At 46.1% G+C, this 14,884-nt stretch carries 14 protein-coding genes; 3 read left to right on the top strand and 11 right to left on the bottom strand.

Going from position 1 to position 14,884, the window contains the following annotated elements; all coding sequences use genetic code 11:
* Positions 1–23: 23 nt before the first annotated feature.
* From ACKI5J_RS04065 to ACKI5J_RS04105, 9 genes are all read right to left on the bottom strand, one after another.
* Positions 24–1,931, bottom strand: a complete 1,908-nt coding sequence (locus ACKI5J_RS04065) for an OmpA family protein (RefSeq protein WP_407426773.1) — start codon at positions 1,929–1,931, stop codon at positions 24–26.
* Between the two features lie 15 nt (positions 1,932–1,946).
* Positions 1,947–2,570, bottom strand: coding sequence for a 7-carboxy-7-deazaguanine synthase QueE (locus tag ACKI5J_RS04070; protein ID WP_407426775.1), 624 nt, complete (start codon positions 2,568–2,570; stop codon positions 1,947–1,949).
* A 79-nt stretch (positions 2,571–2,649) separates the two neighbouring features.
* Positions 2,650–3,531 (bottom strand): bifunctional 5,10-methylenetetrahydrofolate dehydrogenase/5,10-methenyltetrahydrofolate cyclohydrolase, encoded by an 882-nt coding sequence (locus ACKI5J_RS04075; protein ID WP_407426777.1) that lies wholly within the window; start codon positions 3,529–3,531, stop codon positions 2,650–2,652.
* A 33-nt stretch (positions 3,532–3,564) separates the two neighbouring features.
* Positions 3,565–5,352: a translation elongation factor 4 gene (lepA, locus tag ACKI5J_RS04080; RefSeq protein WP_407426779.1), complete on the bottom strand. Its 1,788-nt coding sequence runs from the start codon at positions 5,350–5,352 to the stop codon at positions 3,565–3,567.
* Between the two features lie 310 nt (positions 5,353–5,662).
* A complete protein-coding gene (locus ACKI5J_RS04085; RefSeq protein WP_407426781.1) occupies positions 5,663–5,911 on the bottom strand; it encodes a hypothetical protein in 249 nt (82 codons plus the stop codon).
* A gap of 20 nt (positions 5,912–5,931) precedes the next feature.
* Positions 5,932–6,639, bottom strand: coding sequence for a DUF3291 domain-containing protein (locus ACKI5J_RS04090; RefSeq protein WP_407426783.1), 708 nt, complete (start codon positions 6,637–6,639; stop codon positions 5,932–5,934).
* Between the two features lie 113 nt (positions 6,640–6,752).
* Positions 6,753–7,292 carry a ferritin gene (locus tag ACKI5J_RS04095; RefSeq protein WP_407426785.1) on the bottom strand — a complete coding sequence of 180 codons (540 nt, stop codon included), beginning with the start codon at positions 7,290–7,292 and terminating at the stop codon, positions 6,753–6,755.
* A 93-nt stretch (positions 7,293–7,385) separates the two neighbouring features.
* Positions 7,386–7,739, bottom strand: coding sequence for a hypothetical protein (locus tag ACKI5J_RS04100; RefSeq protein WP_407426787.1), 354 nt, complete (start codon positions 7,737–7,739; stop codon positions 7,386–7,388).
* 244 nt (positions 7,740–7,983) lie between these two features.
* Entirely contained in the window at positions 7,984–9,261 is a 1,278-nt protein-coding gene (locus ACKI5J_RS04105; protein WP_407426789.1) for a DUF6600 domain-containing protein, read from the bottom strand.
* A 377-nt stretch (positions 9,262–9,638) separates the two neighbouring features.
* On the opposite strand from ACKI5J_RS04105, the gene ACKI5J_RS04110 reads away from it, so the two are divergent.
* The gene (locus ACKI5J_RS04110; protein WP_407426791.1) at positions 9,639–10,640 is read left to right on the top strand and encodes a hypothetical protein; all 1,002 of its coding nucleotides are present in this window, start codon (positions 9,639–9,641) and stop codon (positions 10,638–10,640) included.
* Between the two features lie 44 nt (positions 10,641–10,684).
* On the opposite strand, the gene mgrA is transcribed toward ACKI5J_RS04110, so the two are convergent.
* Positions 10,685–11,716 (bottom strand): L-glyceraldehyde 3-phosphate reductase, encoded by a 1,032-nt coding sequence (mgrA, locus tag ACKI5J_RS04115; protein WP_407426793.1) that lies wholly within the window; start codon positions 11,714–11,716, stop codon positions 10,685–10,687.
* A 172-nt stretch (positions 11,717–11,888) separates the two neighbouring features.
* On the opposite strand from mgrA, the gene ACKI5J_RS04120 reads away from it, so the two are divergent.
* A complete protein-coding gene (locus tag ACKI5J_RS04120; protein ID WP_407426795.1) occupies positions 11,889–12,680 on the top strand; it encodes a glycerophosphodiester phosphodiesterase in 792 nt (263 codons plus the stop codon).
* Positions 12,681–12,684: 4 nt separating this feature from the next.
* Here ACKI5J_RS04120 and ACKI5J_RS04125 read toward each other — a convergent pair whose 3' ends face one another.
* Positions 12,685–13,785, bottom strand: a complete 1,101-nt coding sequence (locus ACKI5J_RS04125; protein WP_407426797.1) for a hypothetical protein — start codon at positions 13,783–13,785, stop codon at positions 12,685–12,687.
* Positions 13,786–13,914: 129 nt separating this feature from the next.
* Between ACKI5J_RS04125 and ACKI5J_RS04130 the strand changes: the two genes are divergently transcribed.
* Positions 13,915–14,826 carry a helix-turn-helix domain-containing protein gene (locus ACKI5J_RS04130; protein ID WP_407426799.1) on the top strand — a complete coding sequence of 304 codons (912 nt, stop codon included), beginning with the start codon at positions 13,915–13,917 and terminating at the stop codon, positions 14,824–14,826.
* The last annotated feature ends 58 nt before the right edge of the window (positions 14,827–14,884 follow it).

Below are 14,884 nucleotides of genomic sequence, written 5' to 3' on the forward strand. Positions count from 1 at the left end.
TCGGAATGGATGTCGAACCGACCTTAGGGCAGAACGGTAAAAGACGTCCGACGGTTCTGCTGTCTGCCTTGTTCGGTCTGGTTATCCGCTATCGGTACGGTTCTTCCATATCCTTTGAAGCTTAATCTGCTGCTTGCTATTTTATTATTTAACAGGTATTTATAAACCTCCTTTGCGCGATTCTCTGAAAGTCTCAGATTCCATTGATCGGTTCCTTCACTGTCAGCATGTCCGCCTATTTCAATCCTGATTAAGGGGTTGTCTGTTAAGAAGCGAACCAGAAAGTCTAACTCCTTTCTCGAGGCCGGGAGGAGTGCATGTTGATCTGTTTCAAAGAAAATATGGTTAAGAACGGCTTGTTCCCATACCCTGATTTTTTTCAGCTCAACGGGCTTGCTCAATGATGCGGCCGTCGTCATCTCCACCGCACTGATATCCTCAGCGTATGGCATATATCCCTTTTTTAAAATGCGGAGCGTGTATCGCTTCCCAGCCGGCAGAACGGCCAGCATGTCCGGTCCGCTTATAGCTTCATGTTCAAAGAGCATCCTGCCAGATTCAAAATCCTCTACTGTTATTTTACCTTCCACTTTCTCACCATTGTCAGCGTCATGCATACTTCTTTCAACAACAAGCACGCGGCCGGGGCGATGTTCAGGTGCAAGCACAAACGAGTAGATATCCATTGCTCCCAAGCCATCAGGCCGTTCCGCAGCAAAGTATGCGGTTAGCCCGTCTGTGCTGATCGTCAAACCGCTCTCCTCCCTCGCAGTATTTACCGGGAATCCGAGGTTCTCCGGCTTTTGCCAGGCGCCGCTTTCATCACATCTGCTGATGAAGATGTCCTGTTGGCCCAAGCCCGCCCAGCCGTTGGAAGAAAAGTACAGCGTTTTGTTATCAGGGTATATAAAAGGGGAGTGTTCATCAAAGGGAGTATTAATATTTGCCCCCGCATTTACAGGCGCTGTCCACCGTCCGTCTGACAGGTCACTATACCAGATGTCATTTGCGCCATAGCCGCCTTTTCTGTCGCTTACAAAGTATAACCTGGTACCACCAGCACTGATAGCCGGTTGAGACTCCCAGGCGCTTGTATTCAGTGGTGCGCCGGGATTATACGGCTCTGACCATCCCGATGCTGTTCTCTTGCTAATATAAATGTCACAGCGTCCCTGACCATCGGCTTTATTACAGCCCGAGTAAAAAAGATAATTGCCATCTGGAGATATGCTCTGAGATCCTTCATTAAAGTCGGGTGTATTGATCCTGGTGTCAAGTTCAACCGATGCAGGCCATGAACCCGACTGGCGAACACTCTCGTACAGATCTTCATTCTTACCCGTCCTTCTTGTAAAAACCAAACGCTTGTTATCGGCCGTCACAACAGGAAAATACTCCTGCTCAGACGAATTGATGCCAGGTCCAAGATTTACAGGAGCAAACGGCTTAGGACTTTTAACCGCCTGAATACTGAAGATGCAGTCATTGATGTGCTTTTCAACAAGTGCCTTGCTGCCTGGCGACAGAGAGGGCGCCTGTAAATACTTTCTGAATCCGGAGAGAGCAGATTCATACAGACCGCAGTAGAAGTCACTTATAGCCAGTCCAAACGTAGTCAAGTGGCTATATCCCGGCTGTAACTCCAATACTTTTCTATATGAATTTCCGGCTTCCTCGTATGCACCGGTTAATCTTAAGCAGTCGCCCAGTTGCTGATGCGCTTTTACGAAGTATGGGTTGAGTCTAACGGTTTCCCGGAGTTGGGATATGGCCCCAACATAATCTTTCTTCTGCAGAAAGCCGCTTGCACGCTGATACGTTTTGAGAGAGGCCCGCTCATCGCGACCCGGGAGGTTCTGCGAAAACAAAGCCTCGCTGGTCATGCAGATGATGCATACGATCAAGGTACTGACGAAGGATTTTATACGCATGTCCTCCTTACAGACTTATGGGATATTCAGGAACTTGTGTGTTTGAAGTGAAATCTCCCATTTCGGGTTTTCTTTCACATAGTCGATGATCAAAGGTATCATCTCCTGTGATTTAGACCATTCCGGTTGAAGGTAAAGTTTACAATCCGGGGATACAAGTTGCGCATGAGATTCAGCCCAGGCAAAGTCACTCTTGTTGAAGACGATCACTTTTAATTCTCCCGCATGCTGACCGATCGACGGTACCGGAGATTTAAATTTCTTCGGGGAAAGACAGATCCAGTCCCAATAACCCGACAACGGGTATGCTCCGGAAGTTTCAATAAACGTTTTTATTCCGCGCTTTCGTAATTCAGCAGTGAGATAATCCAAGTTATATATCAGAGGTTCCCCTCCGGTGATCACTACAGCTTTGCCCGGATATCGTTCTGCGTTAGCCACTATCTGATCAGCGTGAGTAAGCGGATGCAAGCTTGCATCCCAGCTCTCTTTCACGTCGCACCAATGACAACCTACATCACAACCGCCAAGTCTGATGAAATAAGCGGCTTTTCCACTATGGTAACCCTCGCCCTGGATAGTATAAAACTCCTCCATTAATGGGAGCAGGGTTCCGTCTTCTGGTACTTGTTGACTCATTTTTTTTCTAAGGCTGCGAATATACCCATTATTAAAAGGGATATCAGCAGGGCAATGTCATTTTAGCAAAGCCCCTGTGCTAGCCGTATATTTCTTTCTTAGCGGATGCAAGTGTGTTTTTCAGCAAACCTACAATCGTCATTAAACCTACGCCACCAGGAACAGGGGTAATCCACGAAGCTTTCTCCGATACGTTATCGAAGTCAACGTCGCCATACAGCTTATATCCCGACTTGGTCGTTTCGGAAACCTCTCTGTTAATCCCTACGTCTATGATCACAGCACCGGGCTTAACCATGTCTGCAGTGACAAAATTCTTTCTGCCAATTGCCGCTACAATGATATCGGCAGACGCTACCACGTCTTTCAGGTCTTTTGTTCTGCTATGGGTCAGTGTTACGGTGCAGTTTCCCGGATAAGCGTTTCTGGCCATCAGGATACTCATCGGGCTACCCACAATATTGCTACGGCCGATAACCACGCAATGCTTTCCGGAAGTCTCAATTTTATACTCTTCCAGCATCATTAAAATGCCGTAAGGAGTAGCGGGGATAAAGCAGGGAAGGTTCCGCATCATGCGGCCAAGGTTCACGGGATGGAAGCCGTCTACATCTTTTCTGTAATCAATCTTCTCTGTAACCTTCTCCGGGTCAATATGTTTAGGTAAAGGAAGCTGAACAATCAGTCCATCTACACTCTCATCCTGATTAATCTCTTCGATCTTCGTAAGAAGTTCCGCCTCAGTAACTGAATCGTCATAGCGGTGAAGTGATGACTTAAAGCCAACCTTCTCGCAGTTCTTCATTTTACTGGCTACATAGGTCTCGCTTCCACCATCGTTGCCTACAAGAATTGCAACCAAATGTGGCTTGCGGCCGATGGTAGCAAGGACGCCTGCGGCTTCAGCAGCAATTTCCTGCTTAAGTTTTTCTGATACGAATTTTCCGTCTAATAACTGCATGTTGTTATCGTAGAGTGTTGTTGCTATTGGTTATTAATCGAGTTTCAGGACAGCCATAAATGCCGATTGCGGTATTTCCACATTACCAACCTGGCGCATCCTCTTTTTACCCTTTTTCTGTTTCTCCAAAAGTTTACGCTTACGGGAGATATCACCACCATAACATTTCGCGGTAACGTCCTTTCTCAGGGCGCGAACCGTTTCCCTGGCGATAACCTTTGCGCCAATCGAAGCTTGAATAATGATCTCGAACTGCTGTCTTGGAATCAGCTCACGCAGCTTTTCACAGATACGTTTTCCAAAGTCGTATGAATTCGAACGGTGGATCAGCGACGACAATGCGTCAACCGGCTCGCCGTTTAAACGGATATCCAGCCTGACCAGATCCGACTTGCGGTAACCGATCTGGTGGTAATCGAAAGAAGCATATCCCTTTGATATGGTTTTAAGACGGTCGTAGAAATCAAACACAATTTCTCCCATAGGAAGCTCAAATACGAGCTCTACCCGATCCGAGGTCAGATAGGATTGGTTGATAATAATCCCTCTTTTTTGAATACAAAGAGACATAATCGGACCAACGAATTCCGATTTAGTGATGATGTTCGCCTTTATGAAGGGTTCTTCCACAGAATCCATCTTACTTGGATCCGGAAGGTCAGAAGGGTTGTGAACCTGTATGACGTCCCCTTTAGTGGTATGTGCTACATAAGAAACGTTCGGTACGGTAGTAATTACCGTCATGTCGAATTCCCGCTCCAGGCGTTCCTGAATGATTTCCATATGAAGCATTCCCAGGAACCCACATCGGAATCCGAATCCCAGGGCAGCAGAAGACTCCGGCTCGAAAACAATCGAAGCATCATTTAACTGAAGCTTGTGCATGCTTTCGCGAAGTTCTTCGAACTCATCCGTATCAACAGGATAAATCCCTGCAAATACCATCGGTTTTACTTCTTCAAAGCCTTGAATAGCCTCCTTCGAGGGTTTGTCAACGTGCGTAATCGTGTCACCCACCTTCACTTCCCTGGCTTCCTTGATTCCGGAGATAATATATCCTACATCCCCCGTCTTAACAATGCCGCGGGGCTCAGGGTTCAGTTTTAAGATACCGACTTCATCCGCAATATATTCCTTGCCTGTTGCAATAAATTTTACCTTATCGTTCTTTTTGATCTGTCCGTGGACAACCTTAAAGTAGGCGATGATGCCACGGAAGGGATTAAATACCGAGTCGAAGATCAATGCCTGAAGTTCGCCGTCTTCCTGTCCGACAGGGGCGGGTACCCGCGTAACGATCGCTTCAAGAATGTCATGAACACCTAATCCCGTTTTTCCGGATGCGGGTATAATCTCTTCGCGTTTGCAGCCGATAAGTTCAATGATCTGATCTTTTACCTCCTCTGGCATCGCCCCGGGAAGATCCATCTTGTTCAGAATCGGAATGATTTCCAGATCATGCTCGAGAGCCAGGTAGAGGTTAGAGATAGTCTGTGCCTGAATACCCTGAGACGCGTCTACAATAAGCAGCGCTCCCTCGCATGCCGCGATAGACCGGGAGACCTCGTATGAAAAGTCAACGTGCCCGGGTGTGTCGATCAGGTTGAAGATATAGTCCTCTCCATTGAGGCTATAGTTCATCTGTATCGCATGGCTCTTTATGGTAATTCCCCGCTCACGCTCGAGGTCCATGTTATCCAGTAACTGGGCCTGCGCGTCGCGCTGACTAATGGTATTCGTGTATTCTAAAAGTCGATCTGCTAAAGTACTCTTTCCGTGATCGATGTGTGCAATGATGCAAAAGTTACGGATATTCTTCATTCGTAGCGCAAAGATAATTTATTGGATTTACATTTCTGAGGTGTTGTTTGACAATGATGCTCAAACAGTGCTATAGGAGAGGAAAAGGGCGCCGATCATAAGCAAAATTAAATTTTGTTAGCGTTATAGTGTATTAACTATCAATCTTTTTGAGACGCTATCTGTATCTTTTGGAGAGATAAAAGGGTAATGACCCCATTAGTCGCCTCCATTGTGCCAAATTTAATTCTGTTTGATGAATTTGGTGTCTATAAAAGCTTATAAATAAATATGATGAACGATATTGGTGAAGTATTCATGGATATGTCGTCTAAGCGTCCTGCCTCTTCCAGGCGGCGGAGAAGTCAGACAGCATTTCATCAAATCTGGAGACCACCCTCTGAATAAACTCTTCGTCCAGAAGCTGAAATACCCCGTCTAGTCCCTCCAGTAAATCCATTTCAGCAAGTTTATAGGTCTGTTCAAAACTTCCTTTTTCGAACTTGATAATATACTTTCCGTTCATCGAAAAGATGGTGATCTTACAGTCTGGTCTGGGTAACTCGGCAACTACTCGCATGTGTTTTTTTAGCAAATGTATTACAAAATTTCAGTCTTTTCCGCCAGGGGGTTTAAGCCGTTTAGTGCCCCCTCGGAATTGACGATCTTAAACCTGGCAAACAGTTCCTCGCTGTACCAGTTTTCCTCCCTGGTCTTTTTTATTACTTCCGCATGTTCCGCAGATCGGTATGCGAAGTTTTTTATGTCCGCCGCAGAGGCCCATACCGAAAATGTTGCCTGCCTGAAAAACGGAGCTTCTCCGATGCCGAACGATGTGATGAACCCGGGTGCCCGCGACATGAGTTGGGCGACTCGGTCGACATGCGACCAAAATCCTTTTAGCTTATTCAGACGGATCGTCGCCCGTGTTAATACAGCAATCGGTCCCTCAACCGGATTTTTTTCAAAATCCGTCCCAAACGGTTGTTGTCCATCCCAACTTCCATGACTCATTACGGGTTCTAACAGGACCGTCCATTGTTCCCTTGCGAAGCGTTTCCACCAGCGGCTAACGAAAGACCGCTCTTTGAACAGATCAAAATCTGTTTGCGTCTTCCAGACCGCCAGAAGCGCCCACTGCTGCAGATCGGGCGTCAGATCAAAAGTGCCATTTCTGCCCGATCCCATCAGCTTATAGAAGGTACAGCCTCCCGCAAGCATCATCGGCAGTCTATGTATGGCCATGGACAGGAAGGCAAAGGGAATAAGCCTTTTGGGATAACGGACAATCGTAAGCGAAACAACCATTTTTCAGCCTGAATAGTAATGAGTCTTTAAATAAATATAGCCATAAAAAAAAGGGTCATAGACCCTTTTTATATTATTAGCAAAGCTTGACAGCTTTCGAAGTCCATACTGCTTTAGTCTTCTCCTCCCTCGTCGCCGTAGCTAACTTTTGGAATCTGTTTGTCAATCTGCCAGCGTCCTGTTCCTTCTTCTCCGATGATATCGAAAAGTTCCAGGATACGTCTGGCAACATATTCCTCCTCAATTTGTTCTTTCAGGAACCACTGCAGGAACTGAAGAGTTACATAGTCGTTTGCTTTCTGACATCTGTCCGATATGCGGTTGAAGTTTGAAGTTACCTGGATCTCCTGCTGTAAAGCAAGTTCAAATACGCCCTTGAATGATTCGAACTCCTGAGGGATGTTCGTTACTTCCGGAGAGATAGCTTTTCCGCCCAGGTCGTTAACGTATCTGAACAGTTTCAGCATGTGTTCGCGTTCCTCACCAGACTGGCGTTCCAGATATCCGGCACTGTTGTCATACCCGTTACGGTTACACCAGGAAGACATAGCTAAGTATAGGGAAGATGAATAAGCTTCAACTTTTATTTGTTCGTTTAGAAGAGTCTCTATTTCCTCTGACAGAGAGGTTCTTAATCTGAGAAGGTCTTTCATAGTATTCTAATTTATTATTAGATACAAATAAACACCAAAATGTTTTGAAAGCAGGGGAATATTTCTAATACGTATTCAATCTAAATCGTTGTACTAAGCAAATTGAAGCTGACTGGTCCGAAGAATACTGTTCAAGTGAAGGATGGTTTTAGCACCGCCGATGATACGTTGCAGGGAAATAACCTCTGTAATCGTCAGAAGGAAACATGTATCACAGTAGGGAGGCATAATGATGGCCAGGTCTGCATGCTTGGCCGGGCTGCATAACATTTCCGCCAGATTTATTGCAAATAGCCTTTGACTAAAGTCGATGAAGTTTCCGGGTTTGAAAGCGGTGGAGCGATTGGCAAACTCAAGAATAAAGTTATTCGACGCTTCACATTGGTAAACAGTCCCGGCTTCTGTCTTAAAAACTTCTATAAGGTGAGTACTCGCTTTTGTTTGCATTGACTTGATGTGTATTACAAACTTAGCATTTGTTTATAATCGATCCAAATAAAAAGGCTCTCTTTTTGTAATTATTCTAAATAGGGTCAAATGATGGATAGGGGCCCGAAGCTTCGGGCACGGTTTTCGGAGCATAAAGAAAGCGTTGTAAAGCTCGAACGTTTGGTGTGCCCTACATGATAAACCCCTCAAGTTGCTTTCCAACTTGAGGGGTTTATCTCTACCAGAATACAGCTTTCGAGAATTAACCTCGCGTTAGTCTGCTGGAACCTCTCGAAGGTCTTTCTCCTGCAGAAGAACCGCGGTTGCTGCGGGAATTGCCAGAAGGTTGTGAGCGCTCCCTCGGAGCTCTTTCTACTTGAGGCGTAGTCCTTTGCGGAGCTTGGGCCCTTTGTGCTCTGTCTGACTGTACACCCTGCACAGCTCTTTGTGGCGTTCTCTCGGTTCTTGGTGCTCCTGTGGCGCGCCTTTCGGAGCTTTCGGAGGTTCGACCGCTCGGTCTGTTTTCCGGAAGCGTTCCGGAAGGGCGGGTCTCAGCCTGCTGTCCTCTCGCAGGTCTGTTTGTCCACGAGCCCCGGTTTTCGCCATTGGCCGTCGTATTCTCGCGGTTTCTTACGCCCCCGGTATTGGGTCTGGAGTTATGATCCTCCCTCGGACGAGTGGTCGAGGGCCTGGTATTGTCCCTGTTCCGGTCATCGTTAGAAGGGCGGTTATTGTTATTGTTTCCGTAGCGTTCAGGATCGTCTCTGCGCGGACGAGATACCGAACTTGCTCTGTCATGATCGTTTCTGCCGTTTAGTTCCGGACGGTAGACGCGAACAGAACCCCTTTCGGCTACCGTTCTGCCGGGCCTGTTCGAAGCATGAACCTGGTGAACGGGAATTCTGCCCCGGGTATAGCGTTCCATTTCTCTGCGGTGCGGACCCGCGAAATATCTTCTGTTGTCACGCACATAGATATTATTGATAATCGTGGTATGTCCATAAAAACTACCGTATCTGTTTCTGGGTACATGATAGTTGTATACAGACCTGTGGGTGATATAACGTTGAGGTACAAAGATCCATCTAGCCAGCGGTATGTTGATGTTGATATTGATGTCGAGGCCAGGGCCCAGTGGTGCCCATCCGTAGTAGCCGCCTCCGGATCTCCAGTTCACCCATGCCGGACCCCATTCAGAACCCGGCACCCAGATCCATCCATAATAATCGTCAAAGAGCCAGCGTCCGTAGTGAAAAGGCGCCCAACCCCAGTCGTAGTCAGAAACCCAGGTGTTGCCATAGTCAGTAACTACCCAGTGCCCCCTTGTGCCATAGGGCTGAAATCCTTCCTCTACATTGGGGATCCATACACGGCCGTGATCCTGATAGTTGATCCATTGTCCGTATGGTGAAAGCTCGTCATAGAAAGTCTGGAAAGATACACTGGCGCCCGGCTGTGATAGGGTGCTTGCTGTGCTGCTCAAGCTGCTGAACATTGTCCCCAATATTAACAGCATTAAAACCCGTTTAAGATCTTTCATAAAGTGTGTGTTTTAATGATTAGAGTAGATACATCAGGAAAGGTTTATCCTGGTACCCGCTATAATTCAATTGTTACGTGTGTTACATAAGACGTTTAAAACCAACTAAAAGTGTCAGAGGCTGCTAACAATAAGTGATTACCCTTCTTTGCTATCAGGCAGAGAATGACCGCAGGAGTTACCGTGATGAGTCCGACCTGGGTACTTGAAAGTCGGACTTATCACGAGATTAGCAGGCGGTCTTAACGGAGTCATTTAGCGCGAGGTTAATGCATGGGATTGTGCGAAATGGTATCATTTAAGGAAAATTTGGTCGATTTTGGCAAAAAAATCGTCATGTGCTCTTTGCCGTTCTATATTGCCTTCCAAATTATAAGATGATGGCAAAAGTAAACAGCAAAGGGATGGTAAGCGGAATGGCAGGTTCCTTAGTATACCGCAATTATCGCGGCATAAACATCATCCAGGGAAAACCCCGAAAATTTAAACAAACTGAAGGAAGCATCAGGGCCGCTACCGAGTTTGGCCTGTCGAGCTCGACAGCAGGAGTGATTCGCTCCGCTTTTATGCCGTCCTACCTTCACCGGGACGGAGAGGCGGCAGCCCGCTGTACACAGCTGGTGTATCGCAGTATTCGTAATAGCCTCACCGGCTTCAGGGGGCATCGCGACCTGCATGACGGAGACCTGAGCTTTTTGACAGGGATGGAGTTTAATATCAAAAGCAGGCTGAGCGAGGTGTTCCAGGTTAGTCATCAGGTGAGCCGGGACGGGCAGGGTAAGATAGTGGTCTCTCTGGCAGCCATAGAGGCTAAGGCCGCTATTCGTCCGCCTTCCTGGATACTGAAGCAAACCAGTCGGTACCGTGTCCGCTTCAGCCTGATAGGTTTCAACTTCCGCAGGGAATACTACGAATATCTGGAGTTCAGGGATGTGGAGATCGATAAGTATCAAAAGATAGAAGCGCAGCAGATCGTCTTCCAAACTGAGCCGCCCAAAGATCAGATCCTGTTACTAAGCATGACGCTGATGGCCTATAGCGGTATATCAAGGGACAACGAAAGTACATTGCTAAACTCCAGGGAATTCAGTCCTGGCGCGTTGATTGCCGCTTATGCAGCAGAAGAAGTAGGGGAACTCCCCGGAGAACCAATGGATCAGGCATTAACCGGAATACCCCCGCAGCGGTGGCCGAATATGGTACTTATTGGTTATGAAGGCAACAGACTGATCAGGGAGCTGGCTAGAAAAGTCAGGGGTGAAACGAAAAAGGCGATTTCGAAGAATATCGCCAGGAGTATACCCAAGATTAAGCCGGATAGTGAGGCACCGGGAGATTTAACAGGCAAGCGTGTCTCCTTTAAACGCGGAAAGGCTTAGAAAGGACACGCTTGCAAACGGATCATGAGAGGCGTTATTGCCGACTAAGCCCGTTCTGCCGACTTTGCCCAAATGTTTATCGAAGAATCGATCGCATATTTGTCGATTTCCGCCAGTTCAGTTTCGGTGAAATCAGGCTTTTCCAGAGCTTTTACGCAATCTTCAACTTGCTGTGGCCGACTAGCACCGATCAACGCCGAGGTGACTCTGCCATTCCGAAGCACCCAGGAAATAGCCATCTGTGCCAACGTCTGCCCGCGGCCTTGAGCTATATCGTTCAATGCCCGGATATTGCTGAGCGTGTCTTCATTCAGGAAGTCTGGATTGAGCGACTTATGCTGATTGGCACGGCTACCTTCAGGTATTTCGTTCAGGTATTTGTCTGTCAGCATTCCCTGAGCGAGTGGTGAGAAAACGATCGATCCTATGCCGAGATCTTCCAGCGTATCAATAAGTCCGTCTTCTTCAATCCATCTGTTTAGCATCGAATAGCTTGGCTGGTGGATCAGGCATGGCGTGCCCAGTTCTTTCAAGATAGCCACGGCCTCCCTGGTTCGTTTGGAATTATAGGACGATAAGCCAACATAAAGTGCCCGACCAGAGCGCACGATGTGATCAAGTGCCATCATCGTCTCTTCCAGGGGAGTATCCGGATCAAACCGGTGGGAGTAAAATATATCTACATAGTCAAGCCCCATTCTCTTCAGACTTTGATCGCAGCTTGAGATCAGGTATTTTCGGCTTCCCCACTCGCCGTATGGTCCCGGCCACATATTATAACCCGCTTTGGTAGAGATAACCAGTTCATCACGATAACCGGCAAAGTCATCTTTCAAGATCTGACCGAAGGCCGTTTCCGCGCTTCCCGGAGGGGGGCCATAGTTATTGGCGAGATCAAAATGGGTGATGCCGAGGTCGAACGCTGTTCTGCATATTGCTTTTTTATTGGCATGCTTGGCGTCTTCGCCGAAGTTGTGCCAAAGGCCTAAGGACAAAGCGGGTAATTTGAGGCCGCTCTTTCCACAACGGTTGTAAACCATTTGTTCGTAGCGGCTATCTGAGGGATTCCATTTCATGTTTTACTAATCTTTTTACAGTGCAATACAAATCTGGAAAAAAGGTTTTAAACATCTGATGTTAGTTTTATTTTAACATATACTTTATCTTTAGCCAATCCATATCTTGTAATATTGCCGGCTAAGGCCGCACTCATGCAGGTTGGTAAAAACATTATATAAGTACCGTATTATGAAAGTATATTTCGCTTTGTTTTTTTTAATGATTATTTCTTTTGCCAGTCAGGCACAAACCATGAAATGGAACCAGAATCCTGTGATTGCCCATCGGGGAGCATTTAAAAAGAACAATTATCCGGAAAATTCAATCGCATCGCTAAAGGAAGCTATACGACTTGATTGTTACGGATCGGAATTTGATGTACACATGACCCGGGACGGCGTCATTGTTGTAAATCATGATGCGGACTTCTATGGGATGGACATCTCTAGCTCCACCTATAAAGAGTTGTTGGTTAAAAAACTTCCGAATGGCGAAAGCATACCTACATTGGAGGCTTTTCTAAAAGAGGGAATGAAACAGAAAAAAACGAAGCTGATTCTGGAATTGAAGCCTGCTAAAACAGAGGAGGAGATGATGAGGCTAACGGAGGCAGCAGTTAAGATGGTTCATGATATGAAAGCTACCGAATGGATTGAATATATCAGCTTCCATTATGGCTCTCTTAAGCGCATACTGGAGCTTGACCCGAAAGCTGCAGTCGCCTTCCTCGCTTCTGGTGATGGGGCGGTTTCTGCAGCGAAGCTTAAAGAAGATAAGTTTGCGGGTGCCGATTACAATTTTGCGGTTTATAAGGCAAACCCGGCTTTGTTTGAAGAGGCTCATCGTTTCGGTTTGACGATCAATGGCTGGACGGTTAATAAGGAAGAAGATCTGCTATGGATGTTAGATAATAAAGCGGACTATATTACTACCAATGAGCCGGAGTTGCTCTTTGAACTGCTGGCTAAAAGAAAGAGATAGAATCCTAGGGCGTGGACCCGAGCAGCTTGTCTATTTTTTCGTCCCATGAGGCTTGAGCGATCCTGTTGAGTCCATGGGACGTTTCTTTATCGTAAGCTTTTTGCATGGCGTGCATGTCGCGAAAGGAGTCCAGATATTGCATATTCAGGAACGCGTCATAAGTATCAGGTTGCAGATCTGCGTTCTTTACTTTTTCTTTAAACTGTTCAGAAATGATCTTGACGATGTCGAAGTGGCGTTGTTCGTGGTTCAGGGTATAGGCGTCCCTGCCTGTTGTTCTCGACCAGGCCGCACTCTTGGGGAGGTATGCCTTTACAGCTATATGGACATGTACTACGCCGTTTATAATTTTAGCGTCCTGATTATAGCCGATGCCCGGCATGACAAGCGCCTGATATTTATTTGAAGAGATATTACGCGACTGAAAATCATCCCATCTGAGTTTTCGTTTAGACGAATAGTAAATGGTATCGCCTTCTGTTTTTTCGGTGTAATCAGAAAAGGTAAACTTTACGCTCCGGGCAAGCCGGGGGTCGGTGTCGGCATTTGAGTTCATCCAGGTGTTGAAATAAACGAGGCTCGACTTGAGGAGACTTCTCAGATAGCCCTCTATCTGGGGGGTAATATTAGGCGATCTTACGTAATTGACCGCGTACTGGGTTGTAACAAGAGGTGCTACTCCATAATTTTTGGGGAGTCCGAAGGAGGCTTTGAGCGTTACCTTGCCGCTCACGTTACCGTTTGCAAGTACAGTTTCCCTGATATTTAGCTCTTCAATACCTAGAACAACAGCGGTTAGCGATTTATTTTTCGCCAGGTTCCTGTCCAAATAGCGACTGATTGCGGTAGCCGGTCCCCCTTGCAAATCAGCTTGCTTTGAAATCATTTTATTTGCCTGGGAGCTAGCCAGTAGCCTGGCAATAGGTTCTTTATTCGTTCGCTTGTCTTGAACCACAGCGATATGATACTCCGCAGGTCTTACCCCAACCGGTATGTTTTCCAATACAATTTGCGCTGAAACATCGGCGGTGTGCAATACAGTCCCGGCAAAAAATGCAACTATAAATTTGTAAATGATGTGTGTGTGTAATTCTCGCAACTTCATTCTCGACTCCGTTGATATAACGTTTCAGATTCGGAGGTAGTATGTTAACTGGCCTTTCAGGAAATGGTACCATTGAATCAGTAAAAAGTACCACTAATATTGAATTTATAGTACTTAGATTTGTATCTGATGAAACAATCGATACCCATCTATGATATTAGTTCAATCTCGGAATCGGGAGAGAGCGATATCCTGGTGAGCAGATTCGCGGAATACGCCCAGGCGCATCATCACTTACATTATCCCCACAGACATAACTTTTATCACATTGTACTGTTTACAAAGGGGAGAGGAACTCATGCCATAGACTTCGAAAACTTTGAGGTAAGGCCGTATCAGATATATTTCATGATCCCGGGGCAAGTACATAGCTGGGATTTCCAAGGAGTGGTAGATGGGTATGTTATAAATTTCTCGACCTCTTTTTTTCAATCGTTTCTGTTAAGGCCAGACTATCTGGAAAACTTCGTCTTCTTCAACGGTTCATTAAGTCAGGCAGTTATCGACATTCCATTATCTAAACAGCAGCATCTTGGCGCTGTTTTTGAACAGATATTGCTAGAGTTTAATCATCAGGGAAGGTTTGGCAGCGACTTATTGCGTACACTTCTTCTGCAGATTTTCATTGGCGTATCAAGAACGATCACAGAACACGATGTTCCTGTGGCCTCGACATATAATCAGATTCTGCTGAGGAATTTCAGGCTTTTGATCGATAAGCATTTTAACGAGCTCCGCCTTCCGAAAGAGTATGCGGACCTCTTGTATATAACACCAAATCATTTAAATGCTCTATGTAACGATACGCTCGGGTTTTCAGCCGGAGAACTTATCAGGAAGAGAGTGATGTTGGAATCGAAGAGGCTATTGGTCAATCTGAATCTCAGTATATCTGAGATAGCTGATCAACTTAATTTTAGTGATAACTCGTACTTTTCCAGATTCTTCAAAAAATATACGGGTACGAGCCCCGAGGAGTTTAGAAAAAAAATATTCAAGAAAGAAAAAAATGAACAAAGTAGAATCCAATCATCAATATAAGCCGATTTCTGAATTTGCGGCCGCCCTTAAATGTAAGTGTCCGAGATGTCGGCGCGGG

Origin of the sequence: Arcticibacter sp., assembly GCF_045629565.1 — a bacterium.
Lineage (GTDB): Bacteria > Bacteroidota > Bacteroidia > Sphingobacteriales > Sphingobacteriaceae > Arcticibacter.